Origin of the sequence: Ralstonia psammae, from assembly GCF_958405935.1 — a bacterium.
In the GTDB taxonomy this organism is placed as follows: domain Bacteria; phylum Pseudomonadota; class Gammaproteobacteria; order Burkholderiales; family Burkholderiaceae; genus Ralstonia; species Ralstonia psammae.
This window is the reverse complement of sequence record NZ_CATZBU010000009.1, coordinates 170,308-194,583: the sequence shown is the minus strand read 5'-3', so window position 1 is coordinate 194,583 and position 24,276 is coordinate 170,308. Positions and strand designations below refer to the sequence as shown.

22 protein-coding genes are annotated in these 24,276 nt (G+C 64.6%); 21 read left to right on the top strand and 1 reads right to left on the bottom strand.

The genetic code is table 11. The annotated features are described in order from the left end of the window. The 13 genes from R2N16_RS18155 to R2N16_RS18095 form a co-directional block, all read left to right on the top strand. Window positions 1-560, top strand: a 560-nt coding sequence (locus R2N16_RS18155; protein ID WP_316667194.1) for a porin, incomplete at its 5' end; no start/stop codon positions are given. 37 nt (window positions 561-597) lie between these two features. Continuing rightward, window positions 598-1,611, top strand: a complete 1,014-nt coding sequence (locus tag R2N16_RS18150; protein WP_316667192.1) for a 2-dehydro-3-deoxygalactonokinase — start codon at window positions 598-600, stop codon at window positions 1,609-1,611. 76 nt (window positions 1,612-1,687) lie between these two features. After that, on the top strand, window positions 1,688-2,692 hold the full coding sequence (locus R2N16_RS18145) for an arabinose ABC transporter substrate-binding protein (protein ID WP_428984143.1): 1,005 nt from the start codon (window positions 1,688-1,690) through the stop codon (window positions 2,690-2,692). A 33-nt stretch (window positions 2,693-2,725) separates the two neighbouring features. Next, window positions 2,726-4,261, top strand: coding sequence for an L-arabinose ABC transporter ATP-binding protein AraG (gene araG, locus R2N16_RS18140; RefSeq protein ID WP_316667190.1), 1,536 nt, complete (start codon window positions 2,726-2,728; stop codon window positions 4,259-4,261). A 17-nt stretch (window positions 4,262-4,278) separates the two neighbouring features. Beyond that, window positions 4,279-5,298, top strand: coding sequence for an L-arabinose ABC transporter permease AraH (gene araH, locus R2N16_RS18135; RefSeq protein WP_316667188.1), 1,020 nt, complete (start codon window positions 4,279-4,281; stop codon window positions 5,296-5,298). 10 nt (window positions 5,299-5,308) lie between these two features. Further along, window positions 5,309-6,223 (top strand): SMP-30/gluconolactonase/LRE family protein, encoded by a 915-nt coding sequence (locus tag R2N16_RS18130; RefSeq protein WP_316667186.1) that lies wholly within the window; start codon window positions 5,309-5,311, stop codon window positions 6,221-6,223. Further along, window positions 6,204-7,100, top strand: coding sequence for an aldose 1-epimerase (locus R2N16_RS18125; RefSeq protein WP_316667185.1), 897 nt, complete (start codon window positions 6,204-6,206; stop codon window positions 7,098-7,100). Before R2N16_RS18130 ends, R2N16_RS18125 begins: the two co-directional genes overlap by 20 nt. Further along, window positions 7,097-7,894 carry an SDR family oxidoreductase gene (locus R2N16_RS18120; protein ID WP_316667184.1) on the top strand — a complete coding sequence of 266 codons (798 nt, stop codon included), beginning with the start codon at window positions 7,097-7,099 and terminating at the stop codon, window positions 7,892-7,894. The genes R2N16_RS18125 and R2N16_RS18120 overlap by 4 nt, the downstream gene beginning before the upstream one ends. Beyond that, window positions 7,891-8,517, top strand: coding sequence for a 2-dehydro-3-deoxy-6-phosphogalactonate aldolase (locus R2N16_RS18115; protein WP_316667183.1), 627 nt, complete (start codon window positions 7,891-7,893; stop codon window positions 8,515-8,517). The genes R2N16_RS18120 and R2N16_RS18115 overlap by 4 nt, the downstream gene beginning before the upstream one ends. Before the next feature lie 15 nt (window positions 8,518-8,532). Beyond that, a complete protein-coding gene (gene dgoD / locus R2N16_RS18110) occupies window positions 8,533-9,681 on the top strand; it encodes a galactonate dehydratase (RefSeq protein WP_316667182.1) in 1,149 nt (382 codons plus the stop codon). A 116-nt stretch (window positions 9,682-9,797) separates the two neighbouring features. Next, window positions 9,798-11,825, top strand: a complete 2,028-nt coding sequence (gene tkt / locus R2N16_RS18105; RefSeq protein ID WP_316667181.1) for a transketolase — start codon at window positions 9,798-9,800, stop codon at window positions 11,823-11,825. Window positions 11,826-11,911: 86 nt separating this feature from the next. Next, a complete protein-coding gene (gene gap, locus R2N16_RS18100; protein WP_124383944.1) occupies window positions 11,912-12,910 on the top strand; it encodes a type I glyceraldehyde-3-phosphate dehydrogenase in 999 nt (332 codons plus the stop codon). 306 nt (window positions 12,911-13,216) lie between these two features. Continuing rightward, complete coding sequence (locus R2N16_RS18095; RefSeq protein WP_316667180.1) at window positions 13,217-14,260, top strand: LysR family transcriptional regulator; 1,044 nt, start codon at window positions 13,217-13,219, stop codon at window positions 14,258-14,260. Window positions 14,261-14,333: 73 nt separating this feature from the next. Here the strand turns inward: R2N16_RS18095 and fur are convergent, their stop codons facing one another. Further along, complete coding sequence (gene fur, locus R2N16_RS18090) at window positions 14,334-14,765, bottom strand: ferric iron uptake transcriptional regulator (protein WP_004632868.1); 432 nt, start codon at window positions 14,763-14,765, stop codon at window positions 14,334-14,336. A 152-nt stretch (window positions 14,766-14,917) separates the two neighbouring features. Between fur and R2N16_RS18085 the strand changes: the two genes are divergently transcribed. The 8 genes from R2N16_RS18085 to R2N16_RS18050 all read left to right on the top strand — a co-directional run bounded on the left by R2N16_RS18085 (window position 14,918) and on the right by R2N16_RS18050 (window position 24,247). Further along, window positions 14,918-15,574, top strand: coding sequence for an outer membrane protein assembly factor BamE (locus R2N16_RS18085; protein WP_316667179.1), 657 nt, complete (start codon window positions 14,918-14,920; stop codon window positions 15,572-15,574). A gap of 123 nt (window positions 15,575-15,697) precedes the next feature. Then, on the top strand, window positions 15,698-16,489 hold the full coding sequence (dapB, locus tag R2N16_RS18080) for a 4-hydroxy-tetrahydrodipicolinate reductase (protein ID WP_316667178.1): 792 nt from the start codon (window positions 15,698-15,700) through the stop codon (window positions 16,487-16,489). Window positions 16,490-16,666: 177 nt separating this feature from the next. Continuing rightward, the gene (gene leuS, locus R2N16_RS18075) at window positions 16,667-19,300 is read left to right on the top strand and encodes a leucine--tRNA ligase (RefSeq protein WP_316667177.1); all 2,634 of its coding nucleotides are present in this window, start codon (window positions 16,667-16,669) and stop codon (window positions 19,298-19,300) included. A 30-nt stretch (window positions 19,301-19,330) separates the two neighbouring features. Beyond that, window positions 19,331-19,855 (top strand): LPS-assembly lipoprotein LptE, encoded by a 525-nt coding sequence (locus tag R2N16_RS18070; protein WP_037027129.1) that lies wholly within the window; start codon window positions 19,331-19,333, stop codon window positions 19,853-19,855. A 25-nt stretch (window positions 19,856-19,880) separates the two neighbouring features. Beyond that, the gene (gene holA, locus R2N16_RS18065) at window positions 19,881-20,957 is read left to right on the top strand and encodes a DNA polymerase III subunit delta (RefSeq protein WP_316667176.1); all 1,077 of its coding nucleotides are present in this window, start codon (window positions 19,881-19,883) and stop codon (window positions 20,955-20,957) included. Between the two features lie 74 nt (window positions 20,958-21,031). Beyond that, a complete protein-coding gene (locus R2N16_RS18060; protein ID WP_316667175.1) occupies window positions 21,032-22,312 on the top strand; it encodes a glutamate-5-semialdehyde dehydrogenase in 1,281 nt (426 codons plus the stop codon). Between the two features lie 87 nt (window positions 22,313-22,399). Then, window positions 22,400-22,822: a CopD family protein gene (locus R2N16_RS18055; RefSeq protein ID WP_027680553.1), complete on the top strand. Its 423-nt coding sequence runs from the start codon at window positions 22,400-22,402 to the stop codon at window positions 22,820-22,822. A 15-nt stretch (window positions 22,823-22,837) separates the two neighbouring features. Continuing rightward, window positions 22,838-24,247 (top strand): THUMP domain-containing class I SAM-dependent RNA methyltransferase, encoded by a 1,410-nt coding sequence (locus R2N16_RS18050; protein ID WP_316667174.1) that lies wholly within the window; start codon window positions 22,838-22,840, stop codon window positions 24,245-24,247. Window positions 24,248-24,276 lie beyond the last annotated feature (29 nt).

Sequence of the window (24,276 nt, the reverse complement as noted above, 5' to 3'; positions counted from 1 at the left end):
GGGGCGGCTTCCAGATCGGCCTGCAGACGGGCCTGGGCGAACAACCCGGCTCGTTCACGAACAGCCGCCGCGATGGCGTGTCCGCCGTCTACACGGCCGGCCCCGTGGAAGTGCGTGCGATCTACGACATGATCCGCGACGGCAACGGCAAGTTCAGCGACATCTTCAACTTCTCGAAGGAAGCGACCATCGGCGGTACGTACACCATCGGCAAAGCGAAGCTGTTTGCCGCGTATGAAAACCTGTCCGCGCCCGATGCCGCAGCAGGTGCACCCACCAAGGCCAACCACTACTGGCTGGGTGTGAACTACGAGCTTACGCCTGCGCTCACGCTGATCGGCGCGGCGTATCGCGTCAACGTGAACCATGGCGGCGGCAACGCCAACCTGTTCATGGCCGGCGCGAACTACAACCTGTCCAAGCGCACGATGCTGTACGCCAGCGTCGGCACCGTGCAGAACAGCGCCACCGCCAATTTCTCGGTGGAGGCGACCAACAACAACCCGGCGCCGGGCAAGAACCAACTGGGTGCCTATACGGGTATCGTTCACTCGTTCTGACAACCCGCCCGCGCTCATCCTCCAAGCAATGCCACGCATGAACATCCTCACCATCGATACCGGTACCACCAACACGCGCGTCACGGTGTGGCGTGATGACGTTGCGCTCTGCCAGGCCGCGCGCCAGGTCGGGGTGCGCGACACCGCCATCACCGGCAACAAGACGACGCTGCAGCGCGGTGTGCAGGACACCATTGAAGCTGCGCTGCAGAAGGCCGGTTTCGGCATGAGCCAGGTCGATCTCGTGCTGGCCTCCGGCATGATCACGTCCAACGTCGGGTTGCACGAAGTCCCGCACCTTGTGGCGCCCGCCGGGCTGCGCGACCTGGCCGCGGGGATGGTGCAGGCGAGCATCCCCGAGGTGTGCGCCCAGCCGATCTGGTTTGTGCCGGGCGTGCGCAATCCGGTGGACAACCTTGGCCTGCACAACATCGAGTCGATGGACATGATGCGGGGCGAAGAGGTCGAGACCATGGGGTTGGTCTCGCGCCTCGGCATCACGGAACCGGCGGTGATCGTGCTGCCGGGCTCGCACTCGAAGTTCGTGCACCTGGACGCGGATCAGCGCATCACCGGCTGTGTGACGACGCTGGCCGGCGAGCTGCTGCACGTGATCACGCACAACACGATCCTGGCCGACGCGCTCGACTCCGACTTTGCCACCGAGGTCGATCCGGAAATGTTGCTGTCCGGCGCGCGCAGCGCCAGCAGCATCGGACTGGGGCGCGCCTGTTTCATGGTGCGCACGCTGGGCCAGTTCACGATCTACGAGCGCAATGCGCGGGCCAACTTCCTGCTGGGCGCGGTGCTGGGCGCGGATCTGCTCACGCTCAAGAACAGCAGCGCGATCCGCATGAACCCGGGCACGCAGTTCGTCATCACGGGCAAGCCGCTGCTGCGCGAAGCGCTGGCCGTGCTGGTGTCGGACGACGATTTCTTCTCGGGCAAGATCACCGTCACCAGCAGTGAACAGCAGGAACACTTGGCCGGCAGCGGCGCGATCGCCATCGCACGCGAGCGCGGTCTGGTCAAAACCTTGAAGGCGGCGTAAGCCAAGCGCGCACGCTATCCAACCTTTCTTCCAACGCAGAACAGATGCCGCAAAGACGGCATCGCAAGGAGACAACATGCAACAACAACGACGCGGGACGTTCAAGGCAATTGCTGCCGCCACGCTGTTCGCCATGGCCGGCGGCTTTTCGGTGTTTGCCCACGCAGCCGACGACGTGAAGATCGGCTTCCTGGTCAAGCAGCCCGAAGAACCGTGGTTCCAGGATGAATGGAAGTTCGCGGACCAGGCCGCCAAGGAGAAGGGCTTCAAGCTGGTGAAGATCGGCGTGCCCAGCGGCGGCGAAGTGCTGACCGCCATCGATAACCTGGGCGCGCAGCATGCGCAGGGGTTCGTGATCTGCGTGCCCGACGTGAAGCTCGGACCGGCGGTCGTGGCCAAGGCCAAACAGAACAACCTCAAGCTGATGACGGTGGATGACCGCCTGGTCGACGGTGCCGGCAAGCCGATTGAGTCGGTGCCGCACATGGGCATCTCGGCCACGAAGATTGGCGAACAGGTGGGCGATGCCATTGCGCAGGAGATGAAGAAGCGCGGCTGGAATCTGTCGGAAGTCGGTGCCATCCGTATTGCATATGACCAGTTGCCTACGGCCAAGGAGCGTACCGACGGCGCCGTCGCTGCACTCACCAAGGCGGGCTTCCCGGCCGCCAACGTGCTGACCAGTCCGCAGGCCAAGACCGATACCGAAGCCGCGTTCAACGCCGCCAACATCACGCTCACCAAGAACCCGAAGTTCAAGCACTGGATTGCCTTCGGCCTGAATGACGAAGCCGTGCTGGGCGCCGTGCGTGCAGCGGAAGGCCACGGCGTGAAGCCGGCGGACATCATCGGTGTGGGCATCGGCGGCAGCCAGTCGGCGCTCAACGAGTTCGCCAAGCCCGAGAAGACCGGCTTCTTCGGCACCGTGCTGATCAGCCCGAAGCGCCACGGCTACGAAACCTCGCTCAACATGTACGACTGGATCAAGAACAACAAGGCACCGGACCCGCTCATCCTGACCAGCGGCCGCCTGATGACGCGCGACAACGAAAAGGCCGTCCGCCAAGAGATGGGTCTGTGATCTTGCGGATGACGTTGTTGAAGGAGACTTGCCATGTCGGCGTTTCTTGAGTTTCGTGGCATCAGCAAGGTGTTCCCGGGTGTGCGGGCGCTGTCCGATGTGTCGTTCGGCATCGAATGCGGTCGCGTGCACGGCTTGCTGGGCGAGAATGGCGCGGGCAAGTCGACGCTGTTGAAGATCCTGGGCGGCGACTATCAGCCCGACGGTGGGCAGATCGTCGTCGAGGGCCGGCCGACGGCGTTCCCGACCACGCGGGCGGCGCTGGATGCCGGCATTGCGGTCATCCACCAGGAGCTGCAGACGGTGCCCGAACTGACGGTGATGGACAACCTGCTGCTCGGCCACCTGCCGGCCAGCGGCGGGTTCATCCGCCAGCGCGAGGCGATGGCCTGGACGCGCGAACAGCTCGGCCGCATCGGTGTCGATCTTGACCCGCGCGCCAAGCTGAAACACCTGTCGATCGGCCAGCGGCAGATGGTCGAGATCTGCAAGGCGATCCTGCGCGATGCGCGCGTGATTGCGCTGGACGAGCCGACGAGTTCGCTGTCGATCCGCGAGACCGACATCCTGTTCCGCCTTGTGAAAGACCTGCGCGCGCAGGGCCGTGCGCTGATCTACATCTCGCACCGGCTCGACGAGATTTTCGAGCTGTGCGACGGCTGCACGATCTTCCGCGACGGCCGCAAGGTGGCGGATTTCCCGTCGATGGCCAACGTCACGCGCGACGAACTGGTTGCGCAGATGGTCGGGCGCCAGATCGACGATATCTTCGATTACCGCGCGCGCCCCCTCGGCGACGTGCGCTTGCAGGTGGATGGCCTGATGGGCCCGAAGCTGGCCGAGCCGGCAAGCCTGTCCGTACGCCGCGGCGAGATCGTTGGCCTGTTCGGGCTGGTGGGCGCGGGGCGTTCGGAACTGGCGCGACTGATTTACGGGGCCGATCGCAAGACGGCCGGCAGTATGACGCTGGACGGCGCGCCGATCCGCATCCGCGATGTGGCCGACGCCATCCGCCAGGGCATCGTCCTGTGTCCGGAAGACCGCAAGGAAGAGGGCATCATCGGCTGCCGCTCGGTGTCGGAGAACATCAACATCAGCTGCCGGCGCAACCAGCGTCGCTTCGGCCTGTTCGTCAATGACAGGCAGGAAGCGAAGACGGCCGACCACTACATCACGCGCCTGCGCATCAAGACACCCAACCGCGAGCAGCCGATCCGCCTGCTGTCGGGCGGCAACCAGCAGAAGGCCATCCTGGCGCGCTGGTTGGCGGAAGACGGCATGCGTGTGCTGATCATCGACGAGCCCACGCGCGGCATCGACGTGGGTGCCAAGAACGAGATCTACCAGGTGCTGTACGAGCTGGCAGAACGCGGCGTGTCCGTGCTGATGATTTCCAGCGAACTGCCGGAGATCCTCGGTGTAGCCGATCGCGTGCTCGTGATGAGCGAAGGCCGCATTGCAGGAGAACTGCCACGCGAGCAGGCCAATGAGCAGGCGGTGCTCAAGCTCGCGTTGCGCCCTGAATCTGCGCCGCTGCCGTCGGCACCCCTGCCGCCGCTGGCAGCCTGAGAACCCCGGAGTCCAAGATGTCCCAGTCTCAACCCTTGCAACATTCCGACGTGGTCGCTGCGTCGGCCCCTGATAACACCACTGCGGTCATGAACAAAACGCGTTTGCTCCGCCTGCTGGACGATTTCAGCCTGCCGCTGATCTTCGCCATTCTGTTTGCCGCGCTGTCGTTCTCGGTCGAGTACTTCTTCTCGTGGCAGAACATGGTCGGCCTGGCGCTCTCCGTCTCGCAGATCGGCATGGTCGCATGCACGATGATGTTCTGTCTGGCCTCGCGCGATTTCGATCTTTCGATCGGGTCCACCGTGGCGTTTGCCGGCGTGCTGTGCGCCATGATCATCAACGCCACCGGCAGCATCGCACTCGGCATCGGCGGGAGCCTGGTGGCCGGCGCGATCATCGGCGGCGTCAACGGTTTCGTGATCGCCAAGCTGAAGATCAATGCACTGATCACCACGCTGGCCACGATGGAAATCGTGCGCGGTCTTGCCTTCATCGCTTCACATGGGCAAGCGGTGGGCGTGTCCGACATGGACTTCTTTGACCTGGGCAACACCATCGTCTTTGGTGTGCCGACGCCGGTGTGGGTGGCGGCGCTGTGCTTCGTCGTGTTTGGTGTGCTGCTCAACAAGACGATCTACGGCCGCAATACGCTGGCGATTGGCGGCAACCCCGAAGCGGCGCGGCTGGCCGGCGTAAACGTCAACATGACGCGCATCGTCATCTTCCTGATCCAGGGTGTGATTGCGGCGCTGGCGGGTGTGATTCTGGCGGCGCGCATCACCAGCGGCCAACCGAATGCGGCGCAAGGCTTTGAGCTGAACGTGATCTCTGCCTGTGTGCTGGGCGGCGTGTCGCTGCTCGGCGGCCGCGCCACCATCAGCGGGGTGCTGGTTGGCGTGCTGATCATGGGCACTGTGCAGAACGCGATGAACCTGCTGAACATCGACGCCTTCTATCAGTACCTCGTGCGCGGCGCGATTCTGCTGGCAGCGGTGTTGGTCGACCAGTTGAAGAACCGCGGCGGCCGTGAGTGAGGCGGTGCAGATGACAACCGCAACCACGCTCTCCGATCTGCGCTGCACGCTGGGCGAAGGCATCGTCTGGGATGACGCCCTGCGCCTGCTCTGGTGGACCGACATCCAGGAATCGCTGCTGTGGCAGCACGATCCGGCGACGGGGCAGGAGCGCCAATGGCCGCTGCCGCAACGCGTGGGCTCTTTCGTGCTGACGGACGAACCCGGGGTCCTGGTCCTCGGCCTTGCCAAGAACATCGCCCGCTTCGACACGCGCACCGGCACGCTGACGCTGCTGGCCGACGTCGAGCCCGACCACCCGACCACGCGGGTCAACGACGGCCGCGCAGACCGCTCTGGCAACTACGTCTTCGGCACCATGCACGAAGGTGGCCCGGAACCCACCGGCAGCTTCTATCGCTTCACGCCGATGGGCGCGCTGCAACGCCTGGCGCTGCCCCACATCGCCATCGCCAACAGCATCGCCTTCAGCCCCGACGGCGAGACCATGTATTGGTGCGATACGCACAGCCGCCGTATCCACGCGTGCGATTACGACGGGCAGACGGGCGAAGTCGCCAATATTCGCGTCTTTGCCGATCTGCGCGGCCAGGATGCCGATGGCGCCCACAAAGGCTCACCCGATGGCTCCACCGTCGACGCAGACGGCTGCCTGTGGAATGCAGAGTGGGGCGGCAACCGGCTGACGCGCTACGCACCGGATGGGCGTGTGCTGGCGCGCATGTCCGTGCCAGCATCGCAGCCCACGTGCCCCTCATTCGGTGGCGAGGCGCTCGACACGCTCTATCTGACGACGGCGCGCGACGGTTTGTCGGCGCACCGCCTGGCAGAAGACGTGAATGCCGGCGCGACGTTCCAGCTTGTCGTGCCCAACGTACGCGGATTGCCGGAGGGCCGGTTCGGTCATGCGTACGTTGCGGCTTGAGAACGGCATACTGCGCGCCGACGTGCTGCCCGAGGCGGGTGGCGGGTTGCTGCGTTTCGACCTGCTGGGCGATGGCGACGGCGATGGCGATGAAGCCGCCATTTTCCGGCCGGGCGAAGCGGACGCTGCACTGCGCGACCCGAGAACGCTGGCCTGCTATCCGCTTGTGCCGTGGTCCAACCGCATCGGCGGCGGGCACTTCGCTTTCGAGGGACAGACCATCGAAGTGCCGCGCACGCGTGACGACGAAGCGTATCCGCTGCACGGCCACGGCTGGATGATGCCGTGGCACGCCGTCTCGCAAACAGACACGTCTGTTGAACTCGCCGCGATGGTCGACCATGGTCGCCCGTTCCGCTATCTGGCAGTGCAGCGCTACACGCTGGCGGGCAACACGCTGCAAATCGCGCTGACGGTGCGCAACGAAGGCGCGCCGCTGCCGTTCGGCCTGGGCGTGCATCCGTTTTTCCCGCGCACGCCCGATGTCCGGTTGCACGCTGGCGCAACGGCCATGTGGCAATCCGCCCCCGACCATCTGCCGACAGTCTTGCAGGCGCCATCTTCGGATGCAGACTTTCGCAAGCTCCGGAAGCTGGAAGCCGGCGCTGCCATCAATCACAGCTTTGAAGGCTGGAATGGCCGCGCCGAGATCGTCTGGCCCAGCCGCCGCATGTCCGTGCAAATCACGGCCGACACGTCGCGCTATGTGCTGTACACCCCGGTCGCGTACGACTTCTTCTGCTTCGAGCCGGTTGACCACGCCATCAACGCGCACAACCTGCCCGGCCTGCCTCAGGACCACGGGCTGACCATTCTCGGCACCGGCCAGAGCCTGCAGCGCAGCTATCAATTCACCGTGAATCGTTCTGACGCATGACTGCTTCTCCCATGTCTTTTCCGCCGCGTCTCGCCGGCAAGGTCGCCTTGGTGACGGGCGCCACGCAAGGCATTGGCGGTGCGATTGCCAAGCTGTTTGCGCAGCACGGCGCACGCGTCATCGTCAACGCGCTGGTGCGCGACGCGCGCGCTGAGGCCTTCGCCGCTTCCATTGGCAACGGCGACAACATCTTCCTCGTACAAGCCGACGTGCGCGATCGCGAGCAGATCGACGCGATGGTCGCCGCCGGTGTCGAGCGCTTTGGCGGCATCGATGTGCTGGTCAACAACGCCGGCATCAACGTGTTTTCCGATCCGCTCAAGTTGAGCGAGGACGATTGGGCGCGCTGCCTTTCCGTCGATCTGGAAGGCGCGTGGCACTGCGCACGCGCCGTGCTGCCGCACATGCTGGCGCGCGGGGCGGGAAGCATCGTCAACATCGCGTCGGTGCATGGGCACAAGATCATTCCGGGTGCGTTTCCGTATCCGGTGGCCAAGCATGGGCTGATCGGGCTCACGCGTGCGCTGGGTATCGAATATGCGGCGCGTGGTATCCGCGTGAATTCGATTTCGCCGGGGCTGATCCTCACCCCGATTGCCGAGGCCGGCTTTGCCGCCGCACCCGACCCCGAAGCCGAACGCCGCCGCCAAGCCGAGCTGCTGCCGTGCAAGCGCATCGGCGAGCCCGAAGAGGTGGCCTATACCGCGCTGTTCCTCGCCTCCGACGAGGCGCGCTTCATCAACGCGACCGACATCCTGATCGATGGCGGCCGCTCGCAGCTCTATCACGAATGACCTGGACAACCCACTTTCCGCTGATCGCCATCCTGCGCGGCATCCGGCCAGACGAGGTGCTGGCGCACACGCAGGCGCTCGTCGATGCCGGCTTCGATGCCGTCGAAATTCCGCTGAACTCGCCTGACTGGGCGCAGAGCGTGCAACTCGCCGCGCGTGCCTTCGGTGACCGCGCGCTGATCGGTGCGGGCACCGTGCTGCGCCCCGAAGACGTTGACCTGATGGTCGCGGCAGGCGGCAAGCTGGTCGTCACGCCCAACACCCATGCGCCGGTGATCCGTGCCGCCGTCCACGCCGGCCTTGTCACCTGCATTGGCTGCATGACGGCCACCGAGGCCTTTGCCGCGCTCGATGCGGGCGCGCAAGCACTGAAGATTTTCCCGGCCGGCGCACTTGGCCCGGGCTATGTGCGCGCGCTCAAGGCCGTGCTGCCGGCCGAGGTGCCGGTGTTTGCCGTCGGCGGCATCACGCCGGAGAACCTCGCCGACTATCTTGCCGCCGGCTGCACTGGCGCCGGCCTCGGCAGCGACCTGTATCGCCCGGGCCAGCCCGTCGAGCGCACCGCCGAACGCGCGCGCGCCTTTGTCGCCGCCTACCGCACCGTCCAATCCGACCGCACCTGAACGCACCATCGATCCATGAAAATCACCCGCCTGACCACGTACCGCCTGCCTCCGCGCTGGATGTTCCTGAAAGTCGAGACCGACGAGGGCGTCACCGGCTGGGGCGAGCCCGTCATCGAAGGCCGTGCGCGCACGGTGGAGGCGGCGGTGCACGAGCTGTCCGACTACCTCATCGGCCAAGACCCGAGCCGCATCAACGACCTCTGGCAGACCATGTACCGCGCCGGCTTCTACCGCGGCGGCCCGATTCTGATGAGTGCCATTGCCGGCATTGACCAGGCGCTGTGGGACATCAAGGGCAAGGTGCTGGGCGTGCCGGTCTACGAGCTGCTCGGCGGCCTCGTGCGCGACAAGATGCGCACCTACAGCTGGGTCGGCGGCGATCGTCCGGCCGACGTGATTGCCGGCATGAAGGCGCTGCAAGCCGGCGGCTTCGATCACTTCAAGCTCAACGGCTGCGAAGAGATGGGCATCATCGACACGTCCCGCGCCGTGGACGCGGCGGTAGCCAAGGTTGCGGAGATTCGCTCCGCTTTCGGCAACACCGTCGAATTCGGGCTGGATTTTCACGGCCGCGTTTCTGCGCCGATGGCCAAGGTGCTCATCAAAGAGCTGGAGCCGTATCGCCCGCTCTTTATCGAAGAACCCGTGCTGGCCGAGCAGGCCGAAAGCTACGCCCGCCTGGCCGCCCATACCCATCTGCCCATTGCCGCAGGCGAACGCATGTTCTCGCGCTTCGACTTCAAGCGGGTGCTGGAGGCGGGCGGGGTATCGATCCTGCAGCCGGACCTCTCTCACGCCGGCGGCATTTCCGAATGCCTGAAGATCGCCGGAATGGCCGAGGCTTACGATGTGGCGTTGGCGCCGCATTGCCCGCTCGGTCCCATTGCGCTAGCGGCCTGCCTGCACGTCGATTTCGTCAGCTGGAACGCCACGTTGCAGGAACAGAGCATGGGCATCCACTACAACAAGGGCGCCGAACTGCTCGATTACGTGCGAAACAAGGCCGATTTCGCGCTGGAAGGCGGCTATATCCGCCCGCCACGCCTGCCCGGCCTCGGCGTGGACATTGACGAGGCGCTGGTCATCGAACGCAGCAAGGAAGCCCCCGACTGGCGCAACCCGGTGTGGCGCCACGCCGACGGTTCCGTGGCGGAGTGGTAAGCCGGGCGGGGGAGGGGGAAGTCGTAGCACGTTTTACTGACCGCGATCACCCCAGCCGGGTCATCCCCGTCTGGTAAAATCGCGGTTTTCCCGCCTATCTCCTGCCGCAGGTTCGCATGACCGCCCCCGCCCTCCACTCGAATACCACCCAGCCTACCCAGTTGATGGCCAGCGCCATTCGCGTGCTTGCCATGGACGCCGTCCAGCAAGCCAATTCGGGCCACCCCGGCGCGCCGATGGGCATGGCGGATATCGCCGTGGCACTGTGGAGCCGCCACCTGCGCCACAACCCGCTGAACCCGCGCTGGCCCGACCGCGACCGCTTCGTGCTGTCCAACGGCCACGGCTCGATGCTGATCTACGCGCTGCTGCACCTGACCGGCTATGACCTGCCGATGTCGGAGCTGAAGAATTTCCGCCAACTGCACAGCAAGACCGCCGGCCACCCGGAATACGGCATCACGCCGGGCGTGGAGACCACCACCGGCCCGCTGGGCCAGGGCATCACCAACGCCGTCGGCATGGCGCTGGCCGAACGCCTGCTGGGCCAGGAGTTCAACCGCCCGGGCTTTGACATCGTCAACCATCACACCTACGTCTTCCTGGGCGACGGCTGCCTGATGGAAGGCATCAGCCACGAAGCCTGCTCGCTGGCCGGCACGCTGGGCCTGAACAAGCTGATCGCGCTGTGGGATGACAACGGCATCTCGATCGACGGCGACGTCGTCCACTGGTTCAACGACGACACCCCGAAGCGCTTTGAAGCGTACGGCTGGAACGTGATCCGCGCCGTCGACGGCCATAACGTTGCCGCCGTGGAAGCTGCCATTGCCGAAGCCAAGAAGTCGGACAAGCCGACCCTGATCTGCTGCCGCACGCTCATCGGCAAGGGCGCGCCCAACAAGGAAGGCGGCCACGACGTGCACGGCGCCCCGCTGGGCGGCGTGGAAATCGCCGCCGCGCGCGAAGCGTTGGCGTGGCCGCACGCCCCGTTCGAAGTACCGCAAGCCGTGTACGACGCGTGGGATGCCAAGGGCCAGGGCCAAGCACTGGAAAAGGCCTGGAACGCGCTGTTCGATGCCTATTCCGAGCGCTACCCGGCCGAGGCCGCGCAGTTCGAGCGCCGCATGCGTGGCGAACTGCCGGAAGCCTTCGACAAGACTGTCGCCGAGTTCATCGAGAAGTGCGAGCAGAAGGCCGAAACCATTGCCACGCGCAAGGCCAGCCAGAACACGCTCGAAGCCTATGGCCCGGTGCTGGGCGAGCTGCTCGGCGGCTCGGCCGACCTGACCGGCTCGAACCTGACCAACTGGAGCGGCAGCAAGGCCGTACGTGTGGATGCCTGGGGCAACCACATCAACTACGGCGTGCGCGAGTTCGGCATGAGCGCCATCATGAACGGCATCGCGCTGCACGGTGGCTACATTCCGTACGGCGGCACGTTCCTGACGTTCTCCGACTACAGCCGCAACGCGCTGCGCATGGCCGCGCTGATGAAGATCCGCTCGATCTTCGTCTTCACGCACGATTCCATCGGCCTGGGCGAAGACGGCCCGACGCACCAATCCATCGAGCACGTTGCCAGCCTGCGCCTGATCCCGAACATGGATGTCTGGCGCACCGCCGACACCACCGAAACCGCCGTGGCCTGGGCGGCTGCCATCGAGCGCCAGAACGGCCCGAGCTGCCTGATCTTCAGCCGCCAGAACCTGCCGTTCCAGGCACGCAACCCCGCCACGCGCGAAGCCATCGCTCGCGGCGGCTACGTGCTGCGCGATGGGGCAAATGCGGCCGCCAATGGTAAGCCGGACGTGGTCATCATCGCCACCGGTTCGGAAGTTGGCCTGGCGGTTGGTGCAGCAGACCAGCTCGCTGCCGAGGGCATTCACGCGCGCGTGGTGTCGGTGCCCGCCACCACCGTGTTCGACAAGCAAGACTCGGCCTACAAGGCCAGCGTGCTGCCGGCCGGCGTGCCGCGCATCGCCGTGGAAGCGGGCGTGACCGATTTCTGGTGGAAGTACCAGGTACAAGCCGTGGTCGGTATCGACACGTTTGGTGAGTCGGCCCCGGCGGGCGTGCTGTTCAAGCACTTCGGCTTCACTGTCGAGAACGTGGTGAACACCGCCAAGAGCGTTATTGCTTAACTGAATTTGCGCACGCGGCACCCACGAGGTGCCGCGCTGGTTTTTATCGCATCGTCGATTTCTTTTCTGCTATCAGGAGACTGACCATGACCATCAAGATCGGCATCAACGGCTTCGGCCGCATCGGACGCATGGTGTTCCGCGCCGCCGCGGCCAACTTCAAGGACATCGAAGTCGTTGCCATCAACGACCTGCTCGAGCCCGACTACCTGGCATACATGCTGAAGTACGACTCGGTGCATGGCCGCTTCGACGGTGAAGTGTCGGTCGACGGCAACACGCTCGTCGTCAACGGCAAGAAGATCCGCCTGACCGCCGTGAAGGACCCGTCCGAACTGAAGTGGGGCGAAGTCGGCGCCGACGTGGTGATCGAATCGACCGGCATCTTCCTGACCAAGGAAGGCGCGCAGAAGCATATCGACGCGGGCGCAAAGAAGGTGATCATGTCGGCCCCGTCCAAGGACGACACCCCGATGTTCGTGTACGGCGTGAACCACGAAACGTACAAGGGCGAGGCGATCATCTCCAACGCTTCGTGCACGACCAACTGCCTGGCACCGGTTGCCAAGGTGCTGAACGACAAGTGGGGCATCAAGCGCGGCCTGATGACCACCGTGCACGCTGCCACCGCCACGCAGAAGACCGTTGACGGCCCGTCCAACAAGGACTGGCGCGGCGGCCGCGGCATCCTGGAAAACATCATCCCGTCGTCCACCGGCGCCGCCAAGGCCGTGGGCGTGGTGATCCCGCAGTTGAACAAGAAGCTGACCGGCATGTCGTTCCGCGTGCCGACTTCGGACGTGTCGGTGGTCGACCTGACCGTTGAACTGGAAAGCGCAGCCACGTACGCTGAAATCTGCGCCGAAATGAAGGCACAGAGCCAAGGCGCATTGAAGGGCGTGCTGGGCTACACCGAAGACAAGGTCGTCGCTACGGATTTCCGTGGCGATGCACGCACCTCGATCTTCGACGCCGAAGCCGGTATCGCACTGGACGGCACCTTCATCAAGGTCGTGAGCTGGTACGACAACGAGTGGGGCTACTCGAACAAGTGCCTGGAAATGGCCCGCGTGGTGGGCAAGTAATCCGGCCCGACTGCAAAGGGAAAACGCGCCTCCGGGCGCGTTTTTTCATGGGCGGGCGAACCGTCACAGTACGCCCGGGGCGCTGGGCGGCCTGACCGACGTTTGTTATGGACTTGAACGAAAACGTTTGCGGATAAACAAATTTTGAATCGGGGCTACAGGAATTCGCTTTGAAAATTGGGTTGCAATCCGTACACTGAACAAATACTACATTGTGATGTGGCGGGCTTTTGCGTCGCGTCCGGCCCATTGCCTTGGCAATGGTTGCCTTTCCAGTTTTCCAACGTGTTCGAGCCAAGGCGTCCCATGGTCAACGTCGACACCAAGCTGCTGGTGATTTTTGTCGAGCTGCTCAGCAAGCGCAACGCCACCTACGTGGCTGAAAAGATGCACATGACTGCACCGGCTGTCTCGCATTCGCTGGGTCGTTTGCGCGAGATTTTCGACGATCCCCTCTTCATCCGGGTCCCGCACGGCCTGACACCCACGCCCAAGGCGCTCGAACTCGGCCCCAAGGTGCGCGAGATGCTCGACCTGTGGGCCGCCATCAACGAGGGCGACATCGCCACGTTTGATCCGGCTGAAGCCACCGGCACGTTCAACGTCAGCTTTGCCGGCACGCTGGGCGATGCGCTGTTCGATCGCTTCCTGCTGCGCATCAAGCGCCTGGCGCCGGCATTGCAGGTACGCCTGACGGAATCGTCCTCCTGGGAAGCCGATGTGGCCGCCATGCGCGCCAACGAGCTGGATCTGGCGTTCTCACCGTTCCCCACGCGCCACCCCGAGATCATGGAAGAGGTCGTGACCTCCTTCAACATGTGGGTCTGCGCGCGCAAGGACCACCCGATCCTCGGTGATCGCTGCACGCTTGAGCAATACCTCGACTGCGAACATATCTTCATCGCGCAGGGCAGCCCCGGTAGCCGTGTCGCGCCGTCGCTCATTCCGCTGGACTACGCCTTGCAGCAGCGCGGCCTCAAGCGCAACTCGACCATGACCGTGCATAGCTGGCGCACGCAGGGCGAAGTTGCCGCCCAGACCGACATGATCTTCACGGTCAACTCGCTGATGAAGGATATGGTCTGCAAGATGTACGACCTCAACGCGTTCCCGCTGCCGGCGGAGCTTGAAACTGTGCTAGGTCTGAACATGCTGTGGCACCGCAGTCGCAACACGCATCCGATGCTGGTCTGGGCGCGCCAGCTCTTCAAGCAGGTCGTGGCCGAGTACACCGGGCAGGCGTCGAGCGCACCTGCCCATCCGCCTGTGCAGGCCAGTGAGCCAGGCAAGGCCGAGAAGGGCGGCCAGGGCGACGCAGAAAAGGAGGACGAGACGCGGCTGTCCGCCTGATAGCCGCCATCTCGCCGCTCCAATGAAAAACGGCCGCAGACGATGCGGCCGTTTCCTTTTTTGCGATGCTGCTTCAGCGCTTTGGCCGATGTGGGCAGGCTTCCTTTGTGCAATTGCCGTAGAGCGACAGCGCGTGCTCCTGTAGCGCAAAGCCGCGCGCACGGGCGATGCTCTGCTGGCGTTGTTCGATCTCGGCATCGAAAAATTCTTCCACACGGCCGCAATCGAGGCATACCAAGTGATCGTGGTGCTTGCCCTCGTTGAGTTCGTAGATGGCCTTGCCGGATTCGAAGTTGTTGCGTGACAGCAGCCCCGCCTGCTCGAACTGCGTCAGCACGCGATAGACCGTGGCCAGGCCAATGTCCATGTGCTCGGCGAGCAGGATGCGGTACACGTCTTCGGCGCTCATGTGGCGCTCTTCGCTGGTCTGAAAGATCTCGAGGATCTTCAACCGCGGCACCGTGGCTTTCAGACCGATGTTCTTGAGGTCTGCAGGACTCGGCATGCGCCAGGCTCCCTAGAGTACAATGTTCGGATATTCCAATCATAAGGGTTTTGGCGGCAAAAGTCCTATTGACGGGCCTGCACGATGTGCCCAGGCCGTCGCCGATTCCTCCCGTACCGGCATGTCCGGAACCGTTTGAAGGCCGATCGCTCATGACCTTTTCCTTTGCGCGCAGTCCTGTCCGTTTTGCCCACGTCGCCCGTCGCGGCGGCCTGTTGGTGGGTGCCATGCTCGCTGCGTCGGCGTTGCTGGTCGGATGCGGCACCTATGACAGCACCACGCGCAAGATCGCCAATGCCATCACGCCGTATCGCATCGATATCGTGCAGGGCAACTTTGTGTCGCGCGAACAGGCGGCGCAGCTCAAGGAAGGCATGACGCGCGACCAGGTGCGCTTCGTACTCGGCACGCCGCTGTTGACGGACATGTTTCATGCCAACCGCTGGGACTACATTTTCTCGTTCAAGCGCGGCAACACGGCGGTTGTGCAGGAGCGCAAGCTGACCGTGTGGTTTGATGGTGACCGCCTCGCTAAGTGGGTGGGCGCTGATGAATTGCCGTCCGAATCGGAGCTGATCTCCGAGATCGATGGCATCAAGCGCCCGAAGAAGGATGCCGCGCAAGCCGCCGCCGCTGCGGGTGCAGCGCCGGCAGCGCGCGCACCGTCGATTCCGTCGGCTGAAGTGACCGACCGTGTGCAGTCGACGGCCGGCTCCAAAAACAATGTCGACGTGACGCTGCCGGAGCGCCGCACTGGCGGTGGTGGCACCGACACCAGCGTTCCGCCGCCGGCCACCACGTCGCCCTGAGCGCCCTGGCGCGCGCGTAGCCGCAGCATCGGCACACCTTCTTTGAGCGAGCGGCGGACGGGTTCCGCCGCTTGTGCGTTTTACAGACCGTTTTCTCTTTTGCAGCTTTTCGCTTCCACCGACATGAAAATCGCGATTGCAGGCGCCTCGGGCCGCATGGGCCAGATGCTGATCGACACCGTACTGCGCACGCCGGGCGTGACGCTGGGTGCTGCGCTGGACCGCCCGGGCAGCGACGCCGTGGGCCAGGACGCCGGCGTCAAGCTTGGCAAAAACACCGGTGTGATTGTGACCGACGACGTGCGCGCGGGGCTCTCGCAAGCCGACGTGCTGATCGACTTCACTCGCCCTGACGCCACACTCCATCACCTGAACGTGGCACGTGAGCTGGGCACTTCCGTGGTGATCGGTACGACGGGTTTCACTGCCGAGCAGAAGGCCAGCTTCAAGACCTACGGTGAGTCGATCGGCGTGGTCTGGGCGCCCAACATGAGTGTGGGCGTGAACGCGACCTTCAAGCTGATCGAGGTGGCCGCCAAGATTCTGGCGCAAGGCTACGACGTCGAGATTATCGAGGCCCACCACAAGCACAAGATTGACGCGCCGTCGGGCACCGCGCTCAAGATGGGCGAGATCGTGGCCGAAGCGCAGGGCACCAAGCTGGCCGATCGCGCCGTGTATGCCCGGGAAGGTGAGACCGGCCCGCGGGAGCTTGGCACCATCGGTTTTGCCACCGTGCGCGGCGGCGACATCGTGGGCGATCACACCGTGCTGTTTGCTGGCGACGGCGAGCGCATCGAGATCACGCATCGCTCCAACACGCGTCAGTCGTATGCCGAAGGCGCCGTGCGTGCTGCGGTGTACGTGGCCGGCAAGAAGGGCTTGTACGACATGAACGACGTGCTCGGCCTATAAATCAGGCCGGCAGGAAAGGGCGCCGGCAGGCCTGTCCGGCGCCTTTTTTCTCCGCTCGCGATCGCCCGGATGGGGCGGGTGGCGACGGTATAATCGGGCCTTTTCCGTTATTCAATCCGGCTGCGCGCGTTGGTGGCGCGGCTGCAATCGCCCGGGGCATCCGGGCGACCCATCACCATGCAAGACAAATACTCCCCGTCCGACGTCGAACAGCAAGCGCAGCAACACTGGCAGGCCCTGGATGCCTACCGCGTGACCGAACACGCGCGCGCTGCTGACGGCTCGGACAAGCCCAAGTTCTACGCCTGCTCGATGTTGCCGTATCCGTCGGGCAAGCTGCACATGGGCCATGTGCGCAACTACACGATCAATGACGTGATGACACGTCAACTGCGCATGAAGGGGTACAACGTGCTGATGCCGATGGGCTGGGACGCCTTCGGCATGCCGGCGGAGAACGCGGCGCTGAACAACGGCGTGGCGCCGGCCGCCTGGACCTACGACAACATCGCTTATATGAAGAAGCAGATGCAGTCGATGGGCCTGGCGATCGACTGGTCGCGCGAAGTCGCCACCTGCAACCCCGATTACTACCGCTGGAATCAGTGGCTGTTCCTGAAGATGCTCGAGAAGGGCATCGCGTACCGCAAGACGGGCACCGTCAACTGGGACCCGGTCGACCAGACCGTGCTCGCCAACGAGCAGGTGATCGACGGGCGCGGCTGGCGTTCGGGCGCGGTGGTGGAAAAGCGCGAGATCCCGATGTACTACCTGCGCATTACCGAGTACGCGCAGGAGTTACTGTCCGACCTCGACCCGCTGGGCTGGCCAGAGCGCGTCAAGCTGATGCAGCAGAACTGGATCGGCAAAAGCGAAGGCGTGCGCTTCGCCTTCCCGCACAGCATCCCCGGCGATGACGGCAAGGTCATCAACGACGGCAAGCTGTACGTCTTCACCACGCGCGCCGACACCATCATGGGCGTGACGTTCTGCGCCGTGGCCGCCGAGCACCCGATCGCTACGCATGCCGCGCAGACGAACCCGGCACTCGCCGCGTTCATCGAAGAGTGCAAGCACGGCAGCGTCATGGAAGCCGACATGGCAACCATGGAAAAGAAGGGCATGCCGACCGGCCTGACCGTCACGCACCCGCTCACGGGCGAATCCGTGCCGGTGTGGGTCGGCAACTACGTGCTGATGAGCTACGGCGACGGCGCCGTGATGGGCGTACCCGCGCACGACGAGCGCGACTTCGCCTTCGCCAACAAGTACGGCCTGCCGATCAAGCAAGTGATCGACGTCAAGGGCCAGCCGTACGACACGGCCACCTGGGCCGAGTGGTACGGCGACAAGGACCATGGCGTCCTGTTCCACAGCGGCAAATATGATGGCCTGAGCTACCAACAGGCGGTCGACACCGTGGCGGCTGATCTGGCCGCACAAGGCCTTGGCGAGAAGAAGACCACCTGGCGCCTGCGCGACTGGGGCATCTCGCGCCAGCGCTACTGGGGCACGCCGATCCCGCTGATCCATTGCGAGAGCTGCGGCGTTGTGCCGGTGCCCGAGCAGGACCTGCCGGTGCGCCTGCCCGAAGACCTCGTGCCGGACGGCACGGGCAACCCGCTCGCCAAGGACCCGCGCTTCCTGGAATGCACGTGCCCGTCATGCGGCAAGCCCGCGCGCCGCGAGACCGACACGATGGATACATTCATCGATTCGTGCTGGTACTACATGCGCTATACATGCCCGGACGGCGACACCATGGTCGACGCCCGCAACGATTACTGGATGCCGATGGACCAGTACATCGGCGGCATCGAGCACGCCATCCTGCACCTGCTGTACGCGCGCTTCTGGACCAAGGTCATGCGTGACCTGGGCCTGGTCAAGTTCAACGAGCCGTTCACCAACCTGCTCACGCAGGGCATGGTGCTCAATGAGACGTACTACCGCGAAGATGCGTCGGGCAAGAAGCAGTGGATCAACCCGGCCGACGTCGATGTGCAGACCGACGAGCGCGGCCGCCCGGTGGGCGCCACGCTCAAGGCCGACGGTCAGCCGGTGGTGATCGGCGGCGTGGAGAAGATGTCGAAGTCGAAGAACAACGGCATCGACCCGCAGGCCCTGATCGACCAGTACGGCGCCGATACCGCACGCCTGTTCACGATGTTTGCCGCGCCGCCCGAGCAGCAGCTCGAGTGGAACGACGCCGGTGTGGAGGGCGCTTCGCGCTTTCTGCGTCGCCTGTGGAACTTCGGCGTGGCGCATGGCGATGCCATTCGCGCCGGCCACGGCAATGGTGTCGTGGCGGGTGCAACGGATGCCGATCGCGCGCTGCGTCGTGAGCTGTACACCGTGCTCAAGCAAGCCAACTACGACTACGAGCGCCTGCAGTACAACACCGTCGTCTCGGCGACGATGAAGATGCTCAACGCGCTGGAAGGCGCCAAGGACGCCGGCGCCGATGCGCGCCGCGAAGGCTTGGGGCTGCTGCTGCGCGTGCTGTACCCGGTGGTGCCGCACATCACGCACGTGCTGTGGACGGAGCTGGGCTACGCCGGCACGTATGGCGATTTGCTTGATGCGCCGTGGCCGCAGGTCGACGAAGGCGCGCTGGTGCAGAGCGAGATCGAGCTGGTGCTGCAGGTCAACGGCAAGGTGCGCGGCAGCATCGTCGTGCCGGCCGATGCCGACCGCGCTGCCATCGAAGCGATTGCCGCCAAGGATGAAGCGGTCCAGAAATTTGCTGAAGGCAAGCCGCCCAAGAAGATCATCGTGGTGCCGGGTCGTCTGGTGAACGTGGTGGCCTGATCGGCCATCCCACTCAAGGAACGCATGGTTATGTCGTTGTCCCGAGGTTTGTCGCGCCGTCGCTTTGGTCGCTCTGTCCTTGCCCTGGCGATTGCGCTGCCGGCGCTGTCCGCCTGCGGTTTCCATATGCGGGGCAACACCGACTTCGCGTTCAAGCGGCTGTACATCAACCTGCCGCAGAACTCGCAGATGCGGGCGCAGCTGCGCCGGCTGATCGACAACGGTTCCGATACCGTCATCGTGTCGGACAAGAAAGACGCCGATGCACTGCTCGACGTGCTGGCCGAAGACCGCGTGAAAACCATCTCGTCGCTCACGCCGCAGGGTGTGGTGCGCGAGTACCGCATCACGTATCGCTTCCGCTTCCAGCTGCGCGATGCGCACGACAACCTGCTGATCCCGCCGTCGGAAATCACGCAGTTCCGCGATCTCTCGTACAACGAGACGCAAGTGCTCGCCAAGGACTACGAAGAAGCGGCGCTTTATCGCGACATGCAGGGCGACACGATTAACCAGCTCGTGCGGCGTCTGGGCGCCGTGAAGCTGCCGTCGTAAGCGGCGGGTGAGGGCAAGGTTTGCCATGCAATTGCGGCTCGATGCGCTCGAAGGTCATCTGAAGCAGGCCACCGCCAAGGGGCTCGCGCCGCTGTACGTGGTGCACGGCGACGAGCACCTGCTCGCACTGGAAGCGGTCGATGCGCTACGCCAGGCCGCACGCGCGCAGGGCTTTACCGAGCGTGAGGTGATGAGCGTCGAGCGGGGCTTCTCGTGGTCGCGTGTGACCGAGGCGCAGCAATCGATGTCGCTGTTCGGGGATCGAAAGATCGTCGAGCTGCGCATTCCGTCGGGCAAGCCCGGCAAGGATGGCGGCGAAGCATTGCGCGCATTGGCCGCGGGTACACCGTCCGGCCCTCCCACCGACACTCTCACGCTGATCACGCTGCCGCGTCTGGATTTTGCGACCGCCAAGTCGGCGTGGTTCGCGGCGCTGGAAGGCGCCGGCGTGTCGATCAAGATCGATTCGGTGGACCGCACCAAGCTGCCCGGCTGGATTGGCGAGCGCCTGGCGCGCCAGGCGCAGCATGTGGAACCGGGTGAGCCCGGCCGACGCGCCCTGCAGTTCATTGCCGACCGTGTGGAAGGCAACCTGCTGGCCGCGCATCAGGAAATCCAGAAACTCGGTTTGCTGCATCCGCCGGGTGTGTTGACGTTCGACGATGTGCACGATGCGGTGCTCAACGTCGCGCGCTACGACGTGTTCAAGCTGTCCGAAGCCATGCTGGCCGGAGATGTGCCGCGCCTGGTGCGCATGCTCGAAGGCCTGCGCGGCGAGGGCGAGGCCACGGTCTTGGTCCTCTGGACGTTGACCGAAGAAATTCGCGTATTATCAAAAATTGCCTCGGGTGCGGCCCAAGGCAAGCCGATGGCGTCCATGCTGCGGGAGCTTCGGGTGTGGGGCCCGCGCGAGCGGCTGGTGCCGCAGGCGGCGCAACGGTTGTCGCAGCGCGAGCTGGAGGGTGCGCTCTCCATGGCGGCCAAGCTGGATCGGCAGGTCAAGGGGTTGCGCGAATCATCGCTACCCGCTGAACCCTGGGATGGCCTGCTGCAACTGGCGATGCGCATCGCGCGGCCGGGCAGTCTTCCGGTACCGGCCTGATCCGCACCATCGGCCGCAAGCCTCCGAATTGTCCTCACACTGAATTTGCCGGCGGCTTGCCGGTCGCGATCATCATGAAGCAGCTCGACGTGAACGAATACATGGCCCTGGTCGGCCGTCAGGCGCGCACCGCCTCGCGCGGCATGGCACGCGCCGGCACCGCGCAGAAGAACCGCGCGCTGTTGCACATTGCCGCTGCGGTCCGTCGCGATGCCGCCAAGCTCAAAGAGATCAACGCCCGCGATGTCGAGCGCGCCCGCGCCAACGGCCAGGATGCTGCCTTCATCGACCGCCTCACGCTCACCGACCGCGCCATCGACACCATGGCCGCTGGCCTGGAGCAGATCGCCGCGCTGCCGGACCTCATCGGCGAGATCAGCAACATGAAGTTCCGCCCGACCGGCATTCAGGTCGGCCAGATGCGTGTGCCGCTTGGCGTGATCGGCATCATCTATGAGTCGCGGCCGAACGTGACGGTGGATGCTGCGGCGCTGTGCATCAAGTCAGGCAACGCGACCATTCTGCGCGGCGGCTCCGAAGCAATCGAATCGAACGGCGCGCTGGCGGCGCTCATCGAAGAAGGTCTGGCCGATGCTGGCTTGCCTGCCAACGCTGTGCAGGTGGTGGCGACCACGGACCGCGCCGCGGTCGGCAAGCTCATCACCATGACGGAGTATGTCGATGTGATCGTGCCGCGCGGCGGCAAGAGTCTGATCGCGCGCCTGATCGAAGAAGCTCGGGTGCCGATGATCAAGCACCTGGACGGCATCTGCCACATCTACATCGACGCCGATGCGGACCTCGAGAAGGCCGTGCGCGTGTGCGACAACGCCAAGACGCAGCGCTATGCGCCGTGCAACACGATGGAAACGCTGCTCGTGTCGCGCGACGTTGCTGCGCGCGCGTTGCCGCCGCTCGTGAAGATCTACCAGGACAAGGGCGTTGAGCTGCGCGTGTGCCCGGCCACGCGCGCCACGCTGGAAGCTGCCGGCTTCGGCAATCTGAAGGACGCCGTTGAGGCCGACTGGCACACCGAATATCTCGCGCCGATCCTGTCGATCCGCACCGTTGATGGCCTGGACGCGGCCATCGAGCACATCAACACCTACGGCTCTGCGCATACCGATTCGATCATCACCGAGAACTACTCGACCGGCATGCGCTTCCTGCGCGAGGTCGATTCGGCCAGCGTGATGATCAACGCGTCCACGCGCTTTGCCGATGGTTTCGAGTACGGCCTTGGCGCCGAGATCGGCATCTCCAACGACAAGCTGCATGCGCGTGGACCGGTCGGGCTGGAGGGGCTGACCTCGCTCAAGTACGTCGTGTTCGGGCACGGCGAGATTCGCACCTGATATTGCCTGTCGCACATTGAGCGCCGCCACGAGCGGCGCGCGATGTTTTTACCGATCGCGCTTCACACCATTCACGGGATAGTTCGCATGCTCTGGGTCAAAGCCTTTCACATCGTATTCATTGCGTCGTGGTTTGCCGGCCTGTTCTATTTGCCGCGCATCTTCGTCAACCTCGCGATGGAAACCGAGCGCGCAGCGATCACGCGCCTGCTGATCATGGCGCGCAAGCTGTTCCGCTTCACGACCATGCTGGCGATTGTCGCGATCCTGCTGGGGCTGTGGCTGTTCCTGGGGTATCGCATCGGGCTGTATCCGCCCAATGGCTGGATGCACGCGAAGCTCGCGCTGGTGCTCGTGACGATCGGGTACCACCATGGTTGCGGTGTGCTGCTGCGCAAGTTCGAGGCGGGCGCCAACAAGCGCTCCCACAAGTTCTACCGCTGGTTCAATGAACTGCCGGTGCTGTTGTTGCTGGCGATCACGATCTTGGTGGTCGTGAAGCCGTTCTGATTCTTTGGTTTTCCGATGGCAACTGCTTACTTCGCGCCATGCCCACGTGGGCTGGAACAGGCGCTGGCCGATGAACTGGCCGAAATCGCCATCCGCCCCGAGGTGGATGAGCTGGCCGCGTTCGAGGTGGGCCGCACTGTCCCGGGCGGCGTGCACTTCTTCGGCACACAGGGCGCGGCGTATGCCGTGAACCTGCACAGCCGCATTGCCAGCCGTGTGCTGATGCGCCTGGGCTCGCGCGGGTATCGCTCGGAAGACGACATCTATGCATTGGCCGCCGCTCAGCGCTGGGAAGACTATTTCACGCCCGACGAAATGATTCGCGTCGACGTGACCGCGCACAAATCGCCGTTGCAGAGCTTGAAGTTTGTCGGCCTGCGCGTGAAGGACGGGGTTTGTGACCGTTTCCGCCAGCGCATGGGCGCGCGGCCCAGCGTTGATACCGTCTCGCCCGACGTGCGCATCTACGCGTACCTGACCGAGACCGACTGCACGATCTACCTCGACACCACGGGCGAACCGCTCTTCAAGCGCGGCTGGCGCCAAGAAAAGGGCGAGGCGCCGCTGAAGGAAAACCTCGCCGCCGGCATCCTGCGCCTGACGGGCTGGACGGGCGCACACGGCATGCCGTTCTACGATCCGATGTGCGGCAGCGGCACATTCCTCGTTGAAGCTGCGCAACGTGCGCTTGGGATTGCGCCAGGCGGCCAACGCGCCTTCGCCTGCGAGTGGTTGCAGGACCACGACGCCAAATGCTTCAAGCGGCTGCGCGAAGCCGCCGCCGATGCGGCCGCCGCATCCATGCGCCGTGCGCCGCCGCTGGTGGCGGGCTCCGACATTTCCACCGACATGCTGGCCTATGCCGCGGCCAACTGGCAGCGTGCCGGCCTGCCCGGTGAGCCGGTGCTCAAGCAAGTCGATGCGCGCTTCGGCAAGCCGCCGTTCGAGGTCGCCGGTGTGTTGCTGATGAATCCGCCGTACGGCGAGCGTATCGTCGTGCGCGGTGCACATGGTTCGCGCCGCCGCCGGCCGGAAGGCGAGGGTGAGGAGGATGGCACCGTGTTCGAGCGCGCCAGCCGCGCCATGGGCGCCCCGCGCGACGATGGCCGCCGTCCGATGCGCGAACTGCGCCAGCCCGAACCGCCGCCGCCGGTCGACCCCGAGGAAGAGGCCGCCGCCAACGAATTCGCGCAGGCCTTTGCCGGCACGCTCAAGCGCGAATTCGCCGGCTGGAAGGCGTTCGTCTTCACCGGCGATCTCTCGATGCCGCGTCGCATGCGGCTGAAGGAATCGCAGCGCACGCCGCTCTACAACGGCAACATCGAATGCCGTCTGTTCCGCTTCGACATGGTGAAGGGCGGCATGCGCGATCGCCCCGAGCGGCCCGCAAAGGGCGACCCCTCAAACGACAACGCCGACGCATAAGCATCGGCGTTGTGTGGCAACGGCGGGCC